Source organism: Burkholderia orbicola, assembly GCF_900100915.1.
Lineage (GTDB): Bacteria > Pseudomonadota > Gammaproteobacteria > Burkholderiales > Burkholderiaceae > Burkholderia > Burkholderia orbicola.
On sequence record NZ_FNKW01000002.1, the window covers coordinates 2,393,645 to 2,413,137 of the forward strand.

A 19,493-nucleotide genomic window follows, 5' to 3' on the forward strand; every position below is an offset into this window, starting at 1 on the left:
CGATGCTTGTCGACGGCGCTGCAACCTGGCTGCGAGCCCGGTGTGAGAGTCGAGCTCGCGGCCGTGCTGCGGCGCCGCGGTGAAGCGATCCGCCCGCCGTGGCGGGCGGCGTTACATCGAGCGGTTCAACTGCTCGAGGATGGCCGGATTCTCGAGCGTGGACGTATCCTGCGTGATCGCCTCGCCCTTCGCGAGCGAGCGCAGCAGGCGCCGCATGATCTTGCCCGAGCGGGTCTTCGGCAGGTTGTCGCCGAAGCGGATGTCCTTCGGCTTCGCGATCGGCCCGATCTGCTTGCCGACCCAGTCGCGCAGCGTCTTCGCGAGCGCCGCCGCTTCGTCGCCTTCCGGGCGCGAGCGCTTCAGCACCACGAACGCGACCACTGCTTCACCGGTCGTGTCGTCCGGACGGCCGACCACCGCCGCCTCGGCCACCAGTTCATGCGACACCAGCGCCGACTCGATCTCCATCGTGCCCAGCCGGTGGCCCGACACGTTCAGCACGTCGTCGATCCGGCCCATGATCGTGAAGTAGCCGGTCTCCTTGTCGCGCACGGTGCCGTCGCCGGCCAGATAGAGCGTGCCGCCGAGTTCTTCCGGGTAATAACTCTTCTTGAAACGCTCCGGGTCGCCCCAGATGGTGCGGATCATCGCGGGCCACGGCCGCTTGACGACGAGAATCCCGCCTTGCCCGTTCGGCGCGTCCTGCCCCGTCTCGTCGACCACCGCGGCCGTGATGCCCGGCAGCGGCAGCGTGCACGAGCCCGGCACGGTCGGCGTGGCGCCCGGCAGCGGCGTGATCATGTGGCCGCCGGTTTCGGTCTGCCACCACGTGTCGACGATCGGGCAGCGCTCGTGGCCGACGTGCTTGTGGTACCACATCCACGCTTCCGGATTGATCGGCTCGCCGACCGTGCCGATGATGCGCAGGCTCGACAGGTCATAGCTCTTCGGATGCACCTTGTCGTCGGCTTCGGCCGCCTTGATCAGCGAACGGATCGCGGTCGGCGCGGTGTAGAACACGGTGACCTTGTGATCGCCGATCATCTTCCAGAAACGGCCGGCGTCCGGATACGTCGGCACGCCCTCGAACACGACCTGCGTGCCGCCGCACGCGAGCGGGCCGTAGGTGATGTATGTATGGCCCGTGACCCAGCCGATGTCGGCCGTGCACCAGAACACGTCGTCGGGTTTCCAGTCGAAGGTCCACTTCATCGTCTGCGCGGCCCACAGCAGGTAGCCGCCCGTGCTGTGCTGCACGCCCTTCGGCTTGCCGGTCGAGCCCGACGTATACAGGATGAACAGCGGATGCTCGGCGCCGACCCAGGTCGGCTCGCAGCGGTCGGATTCGCCGTCGGTCAGCTCATGCATCCACAGATCGCGCTCCGCATGCCAGTCGATCTTGCCGCCGGTGCGGCGATAGACGATCACGCTCTTGACCGCTTCGCAGCCGCCCAGCGCGATCGCCTCGTCGGCGATGCTCTTGAGCGGCAGCGTCTTGCCGCCGCGGGCCTGCTCGTCGGCGGTGATCAGCGCGACCGCGCCGACGTCGACGAGCCGCTCGTTCAGCGATTTCGCGGAGAAGCCGCCGAACACGACCGAGTGCGTCGCGCCGATGCGCGCGCAGGCCTGCATCGCGACGATGCCTTCGATCGACATCGGAATGTAGATGACGACGCGATCGCCCTTGCCGATGCCGCGTTTCTTCAGCGCATTGGCGAAGCGCGACACGCGTGCGAGCAGGTCCGCATAGGTGACGCGGGTGACGGTGCCGTCGTCGGCCTCGAAGATCACCGCGACGCGCTCGCCGTTGCCGGCTTCGACGTGGCGGTCGAGGCAGTTGTACGACGCGTTCAGCTCGCCGTCGTCGAACCATGTGTAGAACGGCGCGTTGCGCTCGTCGAGCACCTTGGTGAACGGCTTGTGCCACGTGAGGCCTTCGCGCGCGAGCCGCGCCCAGAAGCCTTCGTAATCCTGCTCGGCCTCGGCGACGAGCGCGCGGTAGGCCGGCATGCCGGAAATGGTCGCCGTCTTCTCGAGCGCCGCGGGCGGCGCGAACTGACGGGTTTCGTGAAGAACCGATTCGATCTTGGACAAGCGTGTCTCCATGCGTTCATGTGATTCCTGACGGCGCTCGGGAAAACGCAACATGCGTGCCAGTTGCGCGACTGGTATGCGCTGGCGGCGAAAGTCGCGACGGCCGGGCGTGTGGTGCTCGACCTGATTGGTCGCGCTGTATCGCGGACGGTCGCGCGATGCCGTGTGGCGTTCAGAAATGCAGCAGGTCGTGTTGCAGTCCTGAGCAGTTGGGGCGAGCCGGCAGATGGTCGCGCGGCACCGCCGCGTCAGGCGAGCAGCGAGCGAAGCGCCGGTGCGTGCCTGAATTGCCGGATGCGTTCGAGCGCCGATACCTCGAGCTGACGCACGCGCTCGGCCGACAGGTTCAGTTGCCGGCCGATCTCGCGCAGCGAATATTCGTTGTCGACATCGATGCCGTACCTCAGGCGAAGAATCCACGCCTCGCGTACCGGGAGGCTGTCGATCAGCTCGGCAACCGCCGCACGCAACTGACCGGCGCTCGCGGCTTCTTCCGGCGTCGGCGCGTCGGGGTCGATCGTGACGTCGCACAGTGTGAGGTCGTGATCGGGCGAAACCGGCAGGTCGGCAGAGATCGGCTCGCGCACGATGCTCATCAGCTCGCGCACCTTGTCGACCGGCAGCCGCATCTGCGTGGAGAGCGCCCGCGCGTCGGCGACGTCGCCGGTGCGTTGCCGATGGAGTCGCGCGAGCCGCGACAGTTTGTTCAGCGTATCGACCGTATGCGCGGGCACGCGTATCGTGCGACCCAGATCGGCGAGCGCATGCGTGATCGCCTGCCGGATCCACCACGTCGCATACGTCGAGAATTTGAAGCCGCGCCGGTGATCGTAGCGATCGACGGCCTTCATCAGGCCGATATTGCCTTCCTGGATCAGATCGGAGAACGGCAGGCCACGATCGGCATAGCGTTTGGCGACCGACACCGCGAGCCGCAGATTGCTCTGGAACAGCTTCGTTCTCGCGGGCTGCATCGCCCGCTCGATACGCGCGAGCCGCGCATCGAGCGCGATCGCGATGTCGAGCGGCAGCGCAGACTGGCCGGCGAGGCGAGCGAGCGCGCCGCGCGCGTCGATCAGCGCCGGCGCGTGGCGGGCGAGCGCGGCGGCGCAGTCAGGGTGCGCGGCGCGGCAGGCGTGTAGCCATGCGCGTACGTCGTCGCACGGCGTGAAGAGGTCGTGGTGCGCCGATTCGGCACGTATGCCCGCGGTGGCCAGCGTATCGACGAGTCGTTTTTCGAACGTGCGCGCCCGAGTCGCACGCTCGCCGTTCGCTTGCCCGATCCGTTCGATCGCGCGCGAGGTGAAGCGGATGCGGCCGGTCGACGCGGTCGCCTCGCGCAGCAGCGTCCGGTAAGCGGCCGACGCGAAACCGTCTGCATGCAATGCACGCTGCATCGCGGGCGCCAGCGCACCGACACGTTCGAGCGCGTCGACGACCGTATCGCGCCACGCCGGGCTGTCGAGGGAAAGATCGGCGTCGTCGTTGGGCGCCGATGATTCGGTGGCCGGATCGTCGGGCAACGTCGCCGGCGCACTTGCAGGCGATTCGGCATCGCCGGCGAACCCCGTCACGTAAACCGACGCCGCCACCTTGCCGGCACGAATGTCGTCTGCGATCGCCGCGACGGCGGCGAGTGCCGCCGGATCGCGGCTCAACGCGTCGATGCACGCCGCGCGGCCGCTTTCCAGACGCAGCGCGAGCGCGATCTCTTCGTCGCGTTCGAGCAGCGGCGTCGCGCTCATTTCCCGCAGATAGAGCCGGATCGGGTCGTTGGTCCGGCCCGCGAGCAGATCGTCGGCCGCAAGCGGCGTCGATGCGTCGGCGAGCGGCGACGCGACTTCCGTCACTTGCGCGAAATGACGATCGAGCGTCCATGCGGTATGCGCGCTGGCATGCTCGCGCACGTCGATGCCGAGCTCGCGCAGCATCGACGCGGCGGCGTCCACATCCGCGCCGTCGGTCGCGTCGTCGGGCAACGCATCGGCGATTTCACTGTGCGTCACGTAGCCGCGATCGATGCCCAGCGCGATCAGCGCATGCAGATGCGCGGCGCGGTCGGCGTGGGCGCCGCGACACGGCGACGGCGCGCCGTCGCGTTCGCGTGCGGGCCCGGCGTCAAGCGAGCTTGGCATAGACGTTGCACCAGCCTTCCGCGGCAACCGTCTTGCCCGCGAACATCGGGCACGTGCCGGAGGATTCGCCCGCGGCGGCCTTGTAGAAGCGGCAGTTCGAGCACGTCTGGCCGGCCTGGTACTTCGGGAACTTGCCGGCGTCGACGGTCGTCGCCTTGGCGCGGTAGCCGAGCGTCTTCGCCGCCGCGTCGTTTTCGTCGACGGGCGGTGCGGCGGCGAATGCGCGCGTGCCGGCCGCGAGCGCGGCGCACAGGCCGGCGGTCTGCACGAAGAAGGTTCTGCGATGACGGGAGATCATGATGCGGTCCTGAATGAAATGAACGGAAAAAACCCGGCCCGCGCGCCGGACAAGCTGCCCGGCGCGGCGGTGGATCGAAACGAAAGAGAGTGGAGCGGTTACTTGCGCGGCCCGGCGATCAGCGGCGCCTTCGACGCATTCGCGATCTCGGCGGTCAGCTTGCTCTTCGACGCGTCGTAGCCGTTCGAATAAAGCAGGAACGCCATCAGGTCCTCGTATTCCTGTGCGGTCATCTTGCCGGGGCGATCGGCCGGCATGTTGCTCGACATGTACAGGAAGATGCCGCCGACCGTGATGTGCGACTTGCCTTCGGGCGCGAACGATTCCCCGCTCAGCGCGGGCGCGGTATTGCCCTCGAGCTGGTCGCCGTGGCATTTCGCGCACGCATCGCCGTAGAGCTTCTTGCCGTGTTGCACCTGCGCCTGGTCGAACGACGGGACGCCGCTGCCTTCGCTCGTCGACACCTTGACGAAGCCGGGCCGCTGCGCGGACGCGATCGCGCCGTCGAGAAACCGGCCGGGCACGCGCGTGGCGGCGGCTTGCGCGATGCCGTCGGGCAGCGTCCAGCCGCGCGTGAGCGATGCGAGGCGGCCGTTGCCGCTCAGTTGCGACAGCGTGGCGTCGATGCGCTGTTGCAGCGCGTCCTTGCCCGGCCCGAACGCGAACGATAGTTGCCAGTCGGAGTACGACGATGACGTCGCCGCCACCTGGAACCGTTGTTTCGGGTGAGCACGCTCGTACGCGACGACGCTCGGATACCAGACGATCGCGCGCTGCGCACGGCCGGCGGCGAGCGCGCCGATCGTTTTCTCGCTCGTGTTCTCGAGATCGAAGCGCGCGTTCGTCTGCTGCGCGGCGATCAGTTGCGACGGGCTGCCGTAGGTGGCCGCGATCGTTTCCTTCGCGCCGGACGGCGCGGGCGCATCGCGCAGCGACACGCTGACGTAGCCGGAGCGCAGATAGCCTTGCGAGAATGTCATCTTCGATCCCGACGCATCGGCGATCGCGGAGCGCGGGAAGCCGGCGATCACGTCGCAGTCGCGTTCGAGCGATTTCGTCAGCTCGCTGGCGGAGATGCCGTCGTCGTCGCCGTTGTCGTCGACGCCGCGTGTGTTGAAGGTCGCGGCGATGCCCGCGGTGCGGAACACTTCGCGCGCGACGGCGCGGTCGAGCGCCGTGGTGGGGCTGCCGGGCAGCGTGCAGATGCGCACGCCGGCCGATGCGGTTGCCGGTGTCAGCGCCACGCCCACGGCGAGCAGACTGGCGACGGTAACGGAAGTGAGGCGAGTATTCATGGTCGGTGTCCGGTTGAAGCGGGTGGGGCGTCGCGCCCGCATCGGGCGCATGCGGGCGCGACTCGGGTGTGGCGCCGGGTCAGTTGAGCGCGAACACGTAGAGCGTGCCGCCGCGCGGAACGTCCTTCGCGATGTCGGCCATCGGGCCGCCCCAGATCGGGTTCGCGCCGCCGTAGCCGGCGAGCACCGCGACATACTCCTTGCCGTCGACTTCATACACCGACGGCTGCGAGATGATGCCGCTCGCGAGTTGCGGGCTTTCCCACAGCACCTTGCCGGTTGCCGTGTCGAACGCGTACAGGTGGCCGTCGAGCGAGCCGCTGAACGCGAGGCCGCTCGCGGTGGTCGCGACGCCGCCGTTCCACGGCTTCTTCGACCAGTGGCTCCACAGCTTCTTGCCGGTGTTCACGTCGATGGCCGTCAGTTCGCCGTAGCCTTCGCTGCCCGGTTCGGGCTTGATCTCGAAGCCTTCGCCGAGATACGGCAGGCCTTCCATGTAGCTGACCGACTTGCCGGTCAGGCTCATGCACGCATGCAGCGCCGGCACGACCGCGATGTTGCGTTCCTGGTCGTACGAGATCGACCACCAGTTCTTGCCGCCGAGGAAGCTCGGGCACGTTTCGATCGTCGTGCCGGCCTTCGGGAACTTCGATGCGTCCTGGATCGGCTTGCCGTCGTCCGTGTAGCCGGTGACCGACAGCGCCTTCACGAACGGCGTCGCGTAGATCAGCTTGCCGGTCGTGCGGTCGATCGCGTGGAAGAAGCCGTTGCGGTCGGCGTGGATGATCGCGTCGTAGTCCTTGCCCTTGTACTTGATGTCCGCGAGGACGGCCGCGTTCACGCCGTCGTAGTCCCACGTGTCGTTGTTCGTGTACTGGTAGTGCCACTTCAGGTTGCCGCTCTTCGCATCGAGCGCGAGCAGCGAGTCGGAATACAGGTTGTCGCCGGGGCGCAGCGCGGCGAGCCACGGGCCGGGGTTGCCGACCCCCCAGTACAGCGTGCGCGACGCGGCGTCGTAGGTGCCGGTGAGCCACGCGGCGCCGCCGCCATGGCTCTGCATGCCGTCGGGCCAGGTTTCCGCGCCCTTTTCGCCGGCGGCCGGGATCGTGTAGCGTTTCCAGACCTGCGAGCCGTCCTCCGGATTCAGCGCGGCGATGTAGCCGCGAATGCCGTATTCGCCGCCGGACGTGCCGACGACGATCGCGCCGTCGATCGCGAGCGGCGCCAGCGAAAACGCGTAGCCGAGACCCGGCTCGAACATCTGCTTCTTCCACACGAGCGTGCCGGTCTGCGCGTCGAGCGCCGCGATTTCGCCGTTCAGCATCGCGATGTAGACGTTCTTGCCGTACAGCGCGACGCCGCGGTTGACGACGTCGCAGCACGCGGTCTTGAACGAGGCCGCGCCGAGCTTCGGCTCGTATTTCCACAGCTGCTTGCCGGTCTTTGCATCGAACGCGTAGACGTTGTCCTTCGGCGTCGTCACGAACAGGTAGTTGCCGTTGACGATCGGCGTGGCCTCGAAGCCCTGCTTCAGGTCGGCGGGGAACTTGTACGCCCACACCTGCTTGAGATCCTTCGCGTTCGACGTGTCGATCTGCTTGAGCGGCGAATGCGAGCGGCCGTCGTAGGTGCGGTAGTAGGTCAGCCAGCCCGGGTCGCCGTGTGCATCGGTCAGGCGCTGGTAGGTCACGGCCGGGTAATCCGCGGCCGCTTCGACGAGGCCGGGGTTCAGCGCGACGGCGGCCGCCACCGCGATGCCGATCGTCGCCAGCCGGCTCGCTGAAGCCGAGAGTTTCTTCATGGTTGTCTCCTGGGTCATTGTGGTCGCACCGCCGCGAACGTTGCGTCGCGCCGGCACGGTTGGGGTTTCCGGGCCGAGTGCACTGCCCGTTACGCAAGTCGCATGCCATCGCGGCCGGAAGCCGGTGCGGCGCGGCACGCGGACGCATCGCGGGTGATGCGCCGAGCGACGGTGCGCGTCATGACGTCGACGCAGGTGTTGCATTCAGGTACACCGGCGCGCGCGAAGTGTTGCCAAACATGACAGGTGGTGCAGTCCGCGGGACAGCGGCGAATCGGTCGCACGCGTGCCGTTCCGAAGCGATGTGCGGCGCAGCGCGCGCTGCTCGTGCTCGCGGCGCTGGCACGGTTCTCGCACGCCGGTGTCGCGACAACCCGTCGCCGCGCGGTGCATCGCACGGCCCGGCGAAATACAAGTGCGGAGACAACGGAATGATCAGGAGACCAAAGGCCGCCGGATGGTACGGCGCGATGCGGCGTGGCCGGCGTGCGCGATGCGTTGGCGTGACCGTTGGCACGTTGGCGCTGTTCGGCCTGCCGCCCGGCAGCGTGCGCGCGCAGCAGCAGCCCGACGGCGGCGCGATCGCGCCGGCCGAGCCGCCGGCCATCGTGCTGCCCGCGGTGGTCGTCGTCGGCACGACGCCGCTGCCCGGGATCGGCACGCCGCTGTCGAAAGTGCCGGCGAACGTGCAGAGCGTGCGTGCGGTGGAGCTCGACGCGCAGCACCGCGCGACGCTCACCGATTTCTTCGCGGCGAACCTGCCGAGCGTGACGATCTCGGACGCGCAGGGCAACCCGTATCAGGCGGACGTCAACTATCGCGGCTTCACCGCGTCGCCGCTGCTCGGCACGCCGCAGGGGTTGTCGGTGTTCGTCGACGGCGTGCGCGTGAACGAGCCGTTCGGCGACGTCGTGAACTGGGACATCCTGCCCACGCAGGCGATCGACCGCGTGCAGCTGATTCCGGGCTCCAACCCGGTGTACGGGCTCAACACGCTCGGCGGTGCGCTCGCGATCACGACGAAGAACGGCAGGTCGAACCCGGGCGGCGAAGCGGAGGTGTCGGGCGGCTCATGGGGCCGCAAGACCGCCAGCGTCGAGCAGGGCGGCACGGTCGGCTCGAACCTCGACTACTACGCGACCGCGAACGTCGCGAACGACGGCGGCTGGGCCGACCATAACGCGAGCCGCGTGCGGCAGGCGTTCGGCAAGCTGCGCTACACCGATGCGGACACGACGCTGTCGATTGCCGCGGGCGGCGCGGACAACACGCTGTCCGGCACCCAGACGATCCCGCGCTCGTTCCTCGACAACCGGAAGCAGGCGTATACGTATCCGGACCGGAACCGCAACAGCGCCGGCTACCTGACACTGTCGGGCGAGCGATTTTTCGGCGAACACGTCGAGTTGAGCGGCAACGCGTACTACCGGCACCTGCGCAACACCAACACGAGCAGCAACAACAATACGGATTACGGATCGGTGGACGAGGACGGCACGGTCGACACGGTGCAGGGCAGCAATGCGCAATCGACGATCGTCACCGACAGCTACGGCGGCAGCGTGCAACTCACGCTGCTCGGCAAGCTCGGCGGGCTGGCGAACCGGCTGGTCGCGGGCGTCTCGGCCGATGTCGCGAATTCGAGCTACGTCGCGTCGTCGCAGGACGCATCGTTTACCGATGCGCGCGCGGCGATCGGCATCGGCGATTTCGTTCCGCAGACCAGCGCGAAGACGCGCAACGCGAACTTTGGCCTGTACCTGAGCGATGCGCTGTCGCTGACGCCGCACTGGACGCTGACGCTGTCGGGCCGCTACGACTGGTCGAAAGCGCAGATCGGCGACGAGAGCGGCGTGCAGCCGCTACTCGACGGCAGCCATGTGTTCTCGCGCTTCAACCCGGCCGTCGGGCTCAACTGGAACCCGGTCCCGGGCTTTACCGCCTATGCGACGTACAACGAAGGCATGCGTTCGCCGACCGCGATCGAGCTCGCGTGCGCGGACCCGGCGGCGCCGTGTTCGCTGCCGAACGACTTCATCGCCGACCCGGCGCTCAAACCGGTGATCTCGAAGACGTTCGAGGCCGGCATGCGCGGCCGCATCGGCGCGGCGACGACCTGGAGCGCCGCCGCCTATCGCACGACGCTGACCGACGATATCCAGTTCATCAGCAGCCCGGCCAGCGCGCAGGGTTACTTCCGCAACGTCGGCGATACGCGGCGGCAGGGTATCGAGCTCGCCGGCCGCACGCGGGTCGGCCCGCTCGGTGTCGGGCTGTCGTACAGCTATGTCGACGCGACCTACCGATCGTCGTGGACCGAACACAGCCCGGCGAATTCGGCGGCCGACGCGAACGGCAACGTGACGGTCAAGCCGGGCGACCGCATCCCCGGCATTCCCGCGCATACGGTGAAACTGCGGCTCGACTACGCAGCGACGCCCGCGTGGGACATCGGCGCGAACGTGACCTGGCGCGGCGGCGTGTACGCACGCGGCGACGAGAACAACGGGGATGTGAACGGCCGGATCGCGGGCTACGTGCTGGTCGATCTCGACATGCGTTACCGGATCACGAAGCGGTTCGAGGTGTTCGCGAGTGTGACGAACCTGCTCGACAAGCGCTACGCGAGCTTCGGCGCACTCGGCCAGAATTTCTTCAACGGGCCGAACCATACATTCGATGGCGCTCATCCGGTGAACGAGCAGTTCGTCGGGCCGGGCGCGCCGCGCGGCGCGTGGGTCGGCGTGCGCTATGCGTGGGATTGAGCGGCGCGCGGTCGCGTGTGGCGCGCTTGCATGTGTCGTCGCGTCATGACGCGAGCGAGTGCGGGGCCGTTACGTGAGCTGCACCGTCGCGAACATCGCATTGACGGCGCGCGCGACGCTGCGCGCCAATGCCGGGTCGCTTGCCAGATGTCCGGCCTGCACGCGTTCGATTTCCGCTTCGGGTACGGCCCGCGCGAGGCGTTCGACGTTGCCGAGCGGGCAAACGGGATCGTGTACCCCATGCGCGGCGAACAGCGGCACGCTGGCCTGTGCGGCCCGTCGCGCGAGCGCGAGCACGCGGCGCTCGCCGAGCCAGCAGTCGTGTTGCAGGTAGTGCGCCTGGACCCGGTATTTGTCGATCAGACGGCCGACGGTCCGGTTCGAACGGACCGCACGCACGGGCGAGCGGCGCGTGCGTGCCGATGCGAGGATCGCGCTTTCGTATGCGTGCCACGCGAGCGCCACCGCGCGCTGGCGGGCTGTGTTCGCGCCGGGGCGCAGCCCGGCAGCGCAGCGCGACAGCAGGCGATCCGGCCGGCCGCCGCCGGCCGCTGCATGCAGGCGCCGCCATTCGCGCGGCGCACGCGTGCGGGACGTCATGAAGAGTCCGCGGACTTCGCGTGGCGACGTCAGGAACAGGCCGCGCAGCACGACGCCCGTCACCCGCGCCGGATGCGTGCCCGCATACGCGAGCGCGAGCGCGGCGCCCCACGAGCCGCCGACGACGCCCCAGCGGGCGATGCCGAGCTGCTCGCGCACCGCCTCCAGATCCGCGATCAGCCGCGCGGTGTCGTTGTGGCGCGTGCCGCCGCGCGGCCCCGACGCGCCCGCGCCGCGCTGATCGACGAGCACGACGCGCACGCGGGTGAGGTCGAACAGCCGCAGGATGCCGGGCTGGCTGCCGCTGCCGGGCCCGCCGTGCAGCACGACGACCGGATGGCCCTGCGCGGCGCCGGCCACGGCGAAGGCGATCGATTGCGCGTCGCGGTGCAGGCGCCGGCGTACGGGCGTGGCCGGTGACGCCGGCGTATCGGGCAAGGCCCGCGGCGCGGGCGATGGCGTGGATCGAGTCGGGCGACGCGTCATGTCTGTCGATAGGGTTCGGAAGGGGGCACTTTCGGCGGCCGGACGGTGACCGGGCCTGCCCTGCGACCAAGCGAGAAGCAAGCCAGAAGCGCGCCAGCCGCGAAGATCCGGATTCGCACGGGTAGTCACGCGTCGGGAAATCACGGTATCACGAAGGCAGGCCGTCGCCTGACGCGACACGCCGCCGCTGCGCCCGGTCGATTCATTACATCATCCTTTCAGTTTCGTTGCGTGGCGCCAGCGTGGCCCGATGCTTGCTTGCAATGACGGCAAAGAGTCCGGCAGTTGACCGGAAGGATCCCCCGGAGGAGACAATGCGCGATGACGTAGAGCAGGCGGCCGGGTCACGGGCCGCGCATCCCGCCGGCTGGCCCGCGCCGTCGATCCAGAAGGCCCATGAGCGCTCGGAGACGTTCGGCCTGCAGGTATCGGCACGGCCCGACTACGACGTGCTGTCGAACGCGGCGCTGGTGCTCAAGCGCGAGCAGAGCCGGGTGCTGTGCGTACACGCGATGCCGGTGATGGAGACGCTGCACGAGCAGATCGTCAACACGCAGAGCATGATCGTGCTGACCGATGCGGAAGGGCTGATCCTGCATTCGATCGGCGACGACGATTTCCTGCGCCGCGCGGAGAAGGTCGCGCTGCGCCCCGGCGCGAACTGGGCGGAGAACCGGCAGGGCACCAACGCGATCGGCACGGCGCTGGCCGAGCTGTGCCCGATGGTCGTCCACGGCGACCAGCACTTCCTGGCCGCGAACCGCTTCCTGACCTGTTCGAGCGTGCCGATCCTCGATCCGTACGGCGACGCGATCGGCGTGCTCGACGTGACGGGCGATCACCGCAGCTATCACCAGCACACGATGGCGCTCGCGAAGATGTCGGTGCAGATGATCGAGAATCATCTGTTTACGACGACGTTTCAGGAAACGCTGCAGGTGTCGTTCCATGGCCGCCCCGAATTTCTCGGTACGCTGATGGAGGGGATCGTCGCGTTCACCGCCGATGGCCGCTTCCTGTCGGCCAATCGCAGCGCGCAATTCCAGCTCGGCATGCCGCTCGCCGCGCTGCGCGCGCACACGCTGTCGTCGCTGTTCGACGTCACCAGCGCCCAGCTGATCGACCGCATGCGCGCGAGCACCGACCGGCACCTGATGCTCAATCTCGGCAACGGCGCGGTGGTCTGCGCGCGCGTGCATTTTCGCCGCGCGACGCTCGCCGAAGGCAGCCGGCCGACGGACGTCCACGATGCAGGGGCGCCGGGCGCGCGCGGGAATGCGGTGCCCGCGCCGGCGGCGGGCACGTCGGCCGGCCTGTCGCGGCTCAACTATCTCGACACCGGCGATGCGCAGGTCGCCAGCGTGATCGCGAAGGTGCGCAAGGTGATCGGCAAGGACATCCCGATCCTGATCACCGGCGAGACCGGTACCGGCAAGGAACTGCTCGCGCAGGCGATCCACAACGACTCGCCGCGCCGCGACGCGCCGTTCGTCGCGGTCAACTGCGCGTCGATTCCGGAGACGCTGATCGAGTCCGAGCTGTTCGGCTACGAGGAGGGCGCGTTCACCGGCGCGCGCCGCAAGGGGGCGATCGGCAAGCTGCTGCAGGCGAACGGCGGCACGCTGTTCCTCGACGAGATCGGCGACATGCCGTATCCGCTGCAGGTGCGGCTGCTGCGCGTGCTGCAGGAGCGCCTCGTCAACCCGCTCGGGTCGACGAAGACGATCGCCGTCGACATCGCGATCATCTGCGCGACGCACCGCGACTTGCGCGACATGATCGCGCAGAACCGTTTTCGTGAGGATCTCTACTACCGGCTGAACGGCCTCGTGGTGCGCCTGCCGCCGTTGCGCGACCGCACGGATCTCGCGGTCGTCGTGCAGAAGATGCTGCAGCGCGAAGCGTTCGCGGGGCCGGGCCGGCCGCCGCTGTCGGTCGCGCCGGACGTCATGGAGTTGTTCGTGCGGTGCACGTGGCCGGGCAACTTCCGCCAGCTCGGCAACCTGCTGCGCACGGCGGCCGCGATGGTCGACGACGACGGCGAAATCCGCCGCGAGCACCTGCCCGACGACTTCTTCGACGACCTGCGGCGCGGCGATGCGCAGCCCGTGCCGGCGGCGCCCGATTCGCCTGCCGCGGCGAGCGCCGGGCCGTACGTCGCGGACGCGCTGCCGCCCGCCGACGCGCGCCTGCAGGACGTCGCCGCGTCCGCGATCGCCGCCGCGCTCGCGCGTCATGGCGGCAACGTGTCCGCCGCGGCGCGCGCGCTCGGTGTCTCGCGCAACACGATCTACCGGAAGATGCCGGCCACCGACGCGGGACGCCAGCCGTCGTCCGACGAAGACTGACGCGCGCCGCCGTCGCGGGGTGCACAACCTGTCACAGCCGGTGTGTCAAGTTGCAACACCGGTGTTCAACGATTCAACACTTGTGACCACTCGCGGACATCGTGCCGCCGGGGTGGCGGACCGCATTCGCGCGGATCGTGTCGGCTATTCGTAAGGATTCCGCCTCGATGCCCGGATGACGGCCGTCTACCGCCGCCGCGCCGCCGCAATACGCGTTCGGCACGCTCCTTGCTGAATAGAAATCGACCGCTCGCTTGCCGCGGTCGTTCGATTCACCCAGCAACACATCCATCATCAACTCGACAGGAGACACACCATGCAGTGGACGACACCGTCTTACACCGACCTGCGCTTCGGCTTCGAAATCACGATGTACATCGCCAACCGCTGATCGCCGTGCGTGCCGCCCGTTTCGCCGTGGTCGGCGCGGGCGGCCTCGGGAGCTGACGCCATGAAGATCAAGATACTCGGCTCGGGAGCCGGCGGCGGGCTGCCGCAATGGAACTGCAATTGCGCGAATTGCCGTCGTGCGCGCAGCGGAAGCGGCCACGTGCTGCCGCGCACGCAGTCGTCGATCGCGGTCAGCGACGACGGCGTCGACTGGGTTCTCGTCAACGCGTCGCCCGACATTCTTTCCCAGTTGCGCGCGGCGCCGGACCTGCAACCGGCGCGCGCGATTCGCGACAGCGGCATCGCCGCCGTCGTGCTGTGCGACGCGCAGATCGATCACGTGACGGGCCTGCTGATGCTGCGCGAGCGCTCGACGCCGCTGCCGCTCTACGCGAGCGCGCCGGTGCTCGACGACCTGTCGACCGGCTTGCCGCTCGTGCCGCTGCTCGGCCATTACTGCGGCGTCGCCGCGCACACGATCGTGCCCGGCGAGCCGTTCGCCGTGCCGGCGGCGCGCGGCATCCGGTTCACCGCGATCGCCGTCGACAGCAAGCCGCCGCCTTATTCGCCGCGACGCGCGTCGGCCGCGCCCGGCGACAACATCGCGCTGTCGATCGAGGACGTCGCGAGCGGGCGGCGCGCATTCTATGCGCCGGGGCTCGCGTCGGTCACCGACGACGTGCGCGCGGCCATGGACGGCGCCGACCTCGTGCTGGTGGACGGCACGTTCTGGACCGGCACCGAGATGATCGATCTCGGCCTGTCGCGCAAGCACGCGGCCGACATGGGGCATCTCGCGCAGTGCGCGGAACCCGGGCAGCCCGGCATGATCGACTGGCTCGACACGCTGCCCGTCCACACGCGCAAGGTGCTCACGCACATCAACAACACGAACCCGATTCTCGATCCGCATTCCGTCGAGCATGCGCACCTGCGCGCGCACGGCATCGACGTCGCGCACGACGGCATGCAATTCCAGGTCTGACGATGAACGCACCGATCCCCGCTACGGCGTTGCACGCGACGCCCTGGACCGCGACCGAATTCGAGGCGCGCCTGCGTGCGCTCGAATCGCGCTATCACATTCATCATCCGTTCAACCGGCGGCTCAACAGCGGCGCCTGTTCGCCCACGCAGATTCGCGGCTGGGTCGCGAACCGCTTCTACTACCAGATCTGCATCCCGCTCAAGGATGCGGCGATCCTGTCGAACTGCCCCGACCGCGAGACGCGGCGCCGCTGGATTCAGCGGCTGATCGACCACGACGGGCAGGGCGACAACGCAGGCGGCATCGAGGCGTGGGTGCGGCTCGGCGAGGCATGCGGCCTCACGCGCGACGAGCTGTGGTCGCTCGAACACGTGCTGCCCGGCGTGCGTTTCGCGGTGGATGCGTATGTGAACTTCGCGCGGCGCGCGCCGTGGCAGGAAGCCGTGTGCTCGTCGCTGACCGAGATGTTCGCGCCGCAGATCCATCTCGACCGGCTCGCGGGCTGGCCGTCGCATTACCCGTGGATCGAGCCGGCCGGGCTGCATTACTTCCGCAGCCGCGTGCCGCTCGCGCAGCGCGACGTCGAGCATGGGCTCGCGGTGACGCTCGCGCATTTCACGACACCGGAGGCGCAGCAGCGCGCGCTCGGCATTCTGCAATTCAAGCTCGACATCCTGTGGTCGATGCTCGACGCCGTCGAAAAGGCCTACCCGTTATGAACGCGATCGAAGCCGCCAGCGGCGTGCCGCTGCGCCCCTGCCTCAGGGGCATGTACCGTCTGCAATGGGAGGCAGCCCAGGATGCGTACGTGCTGCTCTATCCGGAGGGCATGGTCAAGCTGAACCCGAGCGCCGGCGAGATTCTTGCGCGCTGCGACGGCACGCGCGAACTGGACGACATCATCGGCGAGCTCGAGCGCCTGTTCATGCAATCGGATCTCGCGACCGACGTGTACCGTTTTCTCGATCATGCGCGACTGCGCGGCTGGCTGGACTGACATGACGCCCGACACCCCCCGTCCGTCCGCGCCGCTGTGGCTGCTCGCGGAACTCACGTACCGCTGCCCGCTGCACTGCGCGTTCTGCTACAACCCGGTCGACTTCGCGACGCACGGCGCGGAACTCGACACCGATGCGTGGCGCACGGTCATCAGCGACGCGCGCGCGCTCGGCGCCGCGCAGATCGGCTTCTCGGGCGGCGAGCCGCTGCAGCGCGGCGACCTCGAGACGCTCGTCGCGCATGCGCGCGGGCTCGGCTTCTATACGAACCTGATCACGTCGGGCATCGGGCTGAACGTCGCGCGCATCGAGCGGCTCAAGGCCGCCGGGCTCGATCACATCCAGCTGTCGCTGCAGGATTCGACGCGCGAGCTGAACGATTTCCTGACCAGCACACGCACGTTCGAACTGAAGCGCGACGTGGCGCGACTGATCAAGGCGCACGGCTATCCGATGGTGCTCAACTGCGTGCTGCATCGCTACAACCTGCCGCACGTGGGGCAGATCATCGAGATGGCGCTCGATCTCGGCGCCGACTACCTGGAGCTCGCGAACACGCAGTACTACGGCTGGGCGATGCTCAATCGCGACCAACTGATGCCGACCGTCGAGCAGGTGCGCGTGGCGGAGGACACGGTTAACCGCTATCGCAAGCTGATCGGCGAGCGTTGCAAGATCCTGTTCGTCGTGCCCGACTATTTCGAACGCCGTCCGAAGGCCTGCATGAACGGCTGGGGCTCGGTGTTTCTCGGCGTCGCGCCGGACGGTACCGCGCTGCCGTGCCATGCCGCGCGGTCGCTGCCGGGGCTCGCGTTGCCGAACGTGCGCGATCGTTCACTGCGGGACATCTGGTACGACAGCGACGCGTTCAACGCGTTTCGCGGCGACGACTGGATGCGCGAGCCGTGTCGCACGTGCGACGAGCGGCATGTAGATCACGGCGGTTGCCGGTGTCAGGCCTACCTGCTGGCCGGCGATCCGCGGGAGGCCGATCCGGTGTGTGCGAAGTCCGCCCATCACGGTCAGGTCGAACAGGCCGTGCAGTTCGCGCGACGTCGTGCGCCGAGCGACGAACAGCCGCTGGTTTTTCGCAGCAAGGAGAATTCGCTTGCGCAATGCGGCGCGGCGTGCGATTGCTGATGAGGCGCGGCCCAGGACGACGGCTGGGGAAACACGGCACCGCGCTCGTCGAACCGGAAACCGATGCGGCCGGGTGGTCGCCGCGCGTGTCGCTGCCGCCGGCAGCAGCTAGCCGCGCCTCGATGCCGCGGCGCGCGATGCAGTGCTGGCAAGTAGCTGCGCCGCGCATGTAGAAAACGGCACGCCGACGCCGATGCGAGCGCGCGTGCCGATCACGTTCAATCTCGATGAATGACCGGTACGTTGCCGCGATTACCCGTCATCCGCCTTCGCTTGCAAATCCTTCAGCCCCTGAATCACGACCAGCAGCGCACGCCCGTGCTCGTCCGAGCCGTCCCACGCGTCGACGATCGCGTCGCGCAGCAGGTCGTTGTATCGGCGGCGCGACGGCTCGGTGTCGACCCCATAGAAACTGCATAGCTTGTTGAATGGTGCGCTACGGCGCAGCCGGTGCCCGTTCGACAGCCGAAGGCGCGATACGGTGGGCTGGCTGACCCCGGAAAGTCGCGCGATTTCGCTGGACGAGCGTGTGTCTGCCATCAGGCGGCGCAACAGGTCTTGAACGGGAAAATCTTGGTCCGGGGCTTCCATGCGATGCATTATACCTATACAGTTACGGCTGTTGAATGGGCTTGCTGTCAGCAGCGAGGCTGTATCCCGAGAAAGTTGATGACACTGAAACACCTCCCACCCACGTTCTGCTGGACCAAGATCGGTACCGAGTCCGGCGAGGAACTGCCGACCGTCGTGCTCCGCAAGGAATGGGAGCGCCGGCTCGGGGGCGGGCGTTTTCTGTGGGGCATCAACCAGCCGCTCGGCAGCAGCGCGCAGGTCGCCGCGCATCGCACGGGTTCGTTGCTCGCACTGTTCTCGCCGGTCGCGTCGCGTCCGCGTGCGGGCGCGCGCAAGGACGCGCTGCTATGGAATGCGTGGGTCGACGCCAGCGGGCAGGTGCGGCCGTTGCCGCCGCATACGTTCATCGCCAGCCGCTCGACGTTGCCGTCGGGCCGGCGTCGCGAGCAGCACTACGCGCTCGTGTGCGCGTCGTCCACCGCGCTGACGGTCGGCACGCAGTTGCGCGTGTTTCCCGACCACCTGCGCAGCGTGAGCACCGGCAAGCCGCTGGGCGCCGCGCAAGGGGCGGCCGTGGTCGACTGCATCGGGCGGGCGAAGGAGCAGACGGGCAAGAGCTACCCGCTCGCGCTGTCGGTCGAGCTCGAGGCGCCGTATTTCGTGCGGCTTGCGCAGCCGTGCGTGCTGAAGGCGCGCGATCTCGCGGAAGTGAACAAGGCCACGCGCGCGGGCGATTTCGATCGCTTCGTCGAGCTGGTCGCGCGCTTGCGCGGCCGTTCGCCGACGGATGCCGTGCGTGGCGTCACGCGCGATCTGTTCGACGTGCCGCCGCTCGAAACGGCCGCCGCGTATGTGGCGCCCACGCATGTCGCGCGCCTGCGCAACCGGCCCGCGGCCGAGCATCCGCGCGATCTCACCGGCGATCTGTTCGACCTGTCTCCGGGCGAGGCGGCCGCGTTCGCGGGGTTGGCGCATCCGCGCGTCGGGCGCGCGTGACGGGACGCACGACGCCGTTCGCGCAAGAATTTGTTGCAATCTCGCCGTAGCGGAGCGGCGAGCGCGGAGCGACAATCGGCACGAAGCGCGCGGTGCGGCGGCCGATGCGTCGACACGCGGCGGCTCGTGGTTCACGCCGCCGACATGCGTACCACGCACACTGAGCGTCGGCGTGCTTCACACTGCAATCCCGAGGGAGGAGTGTCGATGTCGACCCACATCTGTTCGCCGGAAGCACAGGCCGCACAACGCTTCGTCGAAGCGACGCGCAACGTCGACCAGGCGTTTCGCGCGGTACGCGGCGAAAGCGACGACGACGGCTCGTCGGCCGAATACGCCCGCGCGATGTCGCGTCTCGATCGCGCGCTCGACGAGCTGGCGCGTGCACAGGAATTCTTCGATCGCGTCGTCGGCGCGGACACCACGCACGGCAACTGACGGTTTCGTCGTTTCTCTTTTCGCGCGTCGGGCGACGCGCGTTCATCTTCTTGCCGGGCGCGCTGCCCGGCATGCCGGTTCATCATCCCGTTTCGATTTTCAGGCCCGGCAGCCTTCGACCGGATAGCCGCCGCCGTAAGGGCTAAGG

Annotated in this window: 17 protein-coding genes; 9 read left to right on the forward strand and 8 right to left on the reverse strand. The window is 68.4% G+C overall.

What is annotated here, in order from left to right:
• Positions 1–111: 111 nt before the first annotated feature.
• The 5 genes from acs to BLS50_RS27620 form a co-directional block, all read right to left on the reverse strand.
• On the reverse strand, positions 112–2,094 hold the full coding sequence (gene acs, locus BLS50_RS27600; RefSeq protein WP_074806767.1) for an acetate--CoA ligase: 1,983 nt from the start codon (positions 2,092–2,094) through the stop codon (positions 112–114).
• Positions 2,095–2,342: 248 nt separating this feature from the next.
• Entirely contained in the window at positions 2,343–4,229 is a 1,887-nt protein-coding gene (locus BLS50_RS27605) for a sigma-70 family RNA polymerase sigma factor (protein ID WP_074805667.1), read from the reverse strand.
• Positions 4,213–4,527, reverse strand: coding sequence for a high-potential iron-sulfur protein (locus BLS50_RS27610; protein WP_074805670.1), 315 nt, complete (start codon positions 4,525–4,527; stop codon positions 4,213–4,215). The genes BLS50_RS27605 and BLS50_RS27610 overlap by 17 nt, the downstream gene beginning before the upstream one ends.
• A 98-nt stretch (positions 4,528–4,625) precedes the next feature.
• Positions 4,626–5,822 (reverse strand): c-type cytochrome, encoded by a 1,197-nt coding sequence (locus BLS50_RS27615; protein ID WP_074805673.1) that lies wholly within the window; start codon positions 5,820–5,822, stop codon positions 4,626–4,628.
• Positions 5,823–5,901: 79 nt separating this feature from the next.
• The gene (locus BLS50_RS27620; protein ID WP_011547059.1) at positions 5,902–7,623 is read right to left on the reverse strand and encodes a methanol/ethanol family PQQ-dependent dehydrogenase; all 1,722 of its coding nucleotides are present in this window, start codon (positions 7,621–7,623) and stop codon (positions 5,902–5,904) included.
• Positions 7,624–8,054: 431 nt separating this feature from the next.
• On the opposite strand from BLS50_RS27620, the gene BLS50_RS27625 reads away from it, so the two are divergent.
• Positions 8,055–10,388 carry a TonB-dependent receptor gene (locus BLS50_RS27625; protein ID WP_074805676.1) on the forward strand — a complete coding sequence of 778 codons (2,334 nt, stop codon included), beginning with the start codon at positions 8,055–8,057 and terminating at the stop codon, positions 10,386–10,388.
• A gap of 69 nt (positions 10,389–10,457) precedes the next feature.
• Here BLS50_RS27625 and BLS50_RS27630 read toward each other — a convergent pair whose 3' ends face one another.
• Complete coding sequence (locus BLS50_RS27630; RefSeq protein WP_074805678.1) at positions 10,458–11,474, reverse strand: alpha/beta fold hydrolase; 1,017 nt, start codon at positions 11,472–11,474, stop codon at positions 10,458–10,460.
• 314 nt (positions 11,475–11,788) lie between these two features.
• Here BLS50_RS27630 and BLS50_RS27635 point away from each other — a divergent pair, with 314 nt between their 5' ends.
• Complete coding sequence (locus tag BLS50_RS27635) at positions 11,789–13,822, forward strand: sigma-54-dependent Fis family transcriptional regulator (RefSeq protein WP_074805680.1); 2,034 nt, start codon at positions 11,789–11,791, stop codon at positions 13,820–13,822.
• A gap of 73 nt (positions 13,823–13,895) precedes the next feature.
• Here the strand turns inward: BLS50_RS27635 and BLS50_RS27640 are convergent, their stop codons facing one another.
• On the reverse strand, positions 13,896–14,114 hold the full coding sequence (locus BLS50_RS27640; protein ID WP_226134011.1) for a hypothetical protein: 219 nt from the start codon (positions 14,112–14,114) through the stop codon (positions 13,896–13,898).
• A gap of 24 nt (positions 14,115–14,138) precedes the next feature.
• Here BLS50_RS27640 and pqqA point away from each other — a divergent pair, with 24 nt between their 5' ends.
• The 5 genes from pqqA to pqqE are packed head-to-tail and all read left to right on the forward strand — an operon-like array spanning position 14,139 to position 17,338.
• Positions 14,139–14,213 (forward strand): pyrroloquinoline quinone precursor peptide PqqA, encoded by a 75-nt coding sequence (pqqA, locus tag BLS50_RS27645; protein ID WP_006485436.1) that lies wholly within the window; start codon positions 14,139–14,141, stop codon positions 14,211–14,213.
• 60 nt (positions 14,214–14,273) lie between these two features.
• Positions 14,274–15,197 carry a pyrroloquinoline quinone biosynthesis protein PqqB gene (pqqB, locus tag BLS50_RS27650; protein ID WP_027807466.1) on the forward strand — a complete coding sequence of 308 codons (924 nt, stop codon included), beginning with the start codon at positions 14,274–14,276 and terminating at the stop codon, positions 15,195–15,197.
• A 2-nt stretch (positions 15,198–15,199) separates the two neighbouring features.
• Positions 15,200–15,919 (forward strand): pyrroloquinoline-quinone synthase PqqC, encoded by a 720-nt coding sequence (gene pqqC, locus BLS50_RS27655; RefSeq protein ID WP_006480619.1) that lies wholly within the window; start codon positions 15,200–15,202, stop codon positions 15,917–15,919.
• Complete coding sequence (gene pqqD / locus BLS50_RS27660) at positions 15,916–16,197, forward strand: pyrroloquinoline quinone biosynthesis peptide chaperone PqqD (RefSeq protein ID WP_006480620.1); 282 nt, start codon at positions 15,916–15,918, stop codon at positions 16,195–16,197. Before pqqC ends, pqqD begins: the two co-directional genes overlap by 4 nt.
• 1 nt (position 16,198) lies before the next feature.
• Positions 16,199–17,338: a pyrroloquinoline quinone biosynthesis protein PqqE gene (pqqE, locus tag BLS50_RS27665; protein WP_074805682.1), complete on the forward strand. Its 1,140-nt coding sequence runs from the start codon at positions 16,199–16,201 to the stop codon at positions 17,336–17,338.
• A 252-nt stretch (positions 17,339–17,590) separates the two neighbouring features.
• Here pqqE and BLS50_RS27670 read toward each other — a convergent pair whose 3' ends face one another.
• Complete coding sequence (locus BLS50_RS27670) at positions 17,591–17,929, reverse strand: helix-turn-helix domain-containing protein (RefSeq protein WP_011547066.1); 339 nt, start codon at positions 17,927–17,929, stop codon at positions 17,591–17,593.
• A gap of 78 nt (positions 17,930–18,007) precedes the next feature.
• Here BLS50_RS27670 and BLS50_RS27675 point away from each other — a divergent pair, with 78 nt between their 5' ends.
• Together BLS50_RS27675 and BLS50_RS27680 are read left to right on the forward strand one after the other, a co-directional pair.
• Entirely contained in the window at positions 18,008–18,907 is a 900-nt protein-coding gene (locus BLS50_RS27675) for a hypothetical protein (protein ID WP_011694824.1), read from the forward strand.
• Positions 18,908–19,114: 207 nt separating this feature from the next.
• The gene (locus tag BLS50_RS27680; RefSeq protein WP_011547068.1) at positions 19,115–19,345 is read left to right on the forward strand and encodes a hypothetical protein; all 231 of its coding nucleotides are present in this window, start codon (positions 19,115–19,117) and stop codon (positions 19,343–19,345) included.
• Positions 19,346–19,493 lie beyond the last annotated feature (148 nt).

Coding starts and splice junctions, on each gene's coding strand:
- BLS50_RS27620 (WP_011547059.1), bottom strand. CDS start 7,623: ATGAAGAAACTCTCGGCTTCAGCGAGCCGGCTGGCGACGATCGGCATC.
- BLS50_RS27640 (WP_226134011.1), bottom strand. CDS start 14,114: ATGGATGTGTTGCTGGGTGAATCGAACGACCGCGGCAAGCGAGCGGTC.
- BLS50_RS27615 (WP_074805673.1), bottom strand. CDS start 5,822: ATGAATACTCGCCTCACTTCCGTTACCGTCGCCAGTCTGCTCGCCGTG.
- BLS50_RS27675 (WP_011694824.1), top strand. CDS start 18,008: ATGACACTGAAACACCTCCCACCCACGTTCTGCTGGACCAAGATCGGT.
- BLS50_RS27625 (WP_074805676.1), top strand. CDS start 8,055: ATGATCAGGAGACCAAAGGCCGCCGGATGGTACGGCGCGATGCGGCGT.
- pqqE (WP_074805682.1), top strand. CDS start 16,199: ATGACGCCCGACACCCCCCGTCCGTCCGCGCCGCTGTGGCTGCTCGCG.
- BLS50_RS27635 (WP_074805680.1), top strand. CDS start 11,789: ATGCGCGATGACGTAGAGCAGGCGGCCGGGTCACGGGCCGCGCATCCC.
- BLS50_RS27670 (WP_011547066.1), bottom strand. CDS start 17,929: ATGGAAGCCCCGGACCAAGATTTTCCCGTTCAAGACCTGTTGCGCCGC.
- pqqB (WP_027807466.1), top strand. CDS start 14,274: ATGAAGATCAAGATACTCGGCTCGGGAGCCGGCGGCGGGCTGCCGCAA.
- BLS50_RS27630 (WP_074805678.1), bottom strand. CDS start 11,474: ATGACGCGTCGCCCGACTCGATCCACGCCATCGCCCGCGCCGCGGGCC.
- pqqC (WP_006480619.1), top strand. CDS start 15,200: ATGAACGCACCGATCCCCGCTACGGCGTTGCACGCGACGCCCTGGACC.
- pqqD (WP_006480620.1), top strand. CDS start 15,916: ATGAACGCGATCGAAGCCGCCAGCGGCGTGCCGCTGCGCCCCTGCCTC.
- BLS50_RS27605 (WP_074805667.1), bottom strand. CDS start 4,229: ATGCCAAGCTCGCTTGACGCCGGGCCCGCACGCGAACGCGACGGCGCG.
- BLS50_RS27610 (WP_074805670.1), bottom strand. CDS start 4,527: ATGATCTCCCGTCATCGCAGAACCTTCTTCGTGCAGACCGCCGGCCTG.
- BLS50_RS27680 (WP_011547068.1), top strand. CDS start 19,115: ATGTCGACCCACATCTGTTCGCCGGAAGCACAGGCCGCACAACGCTTC.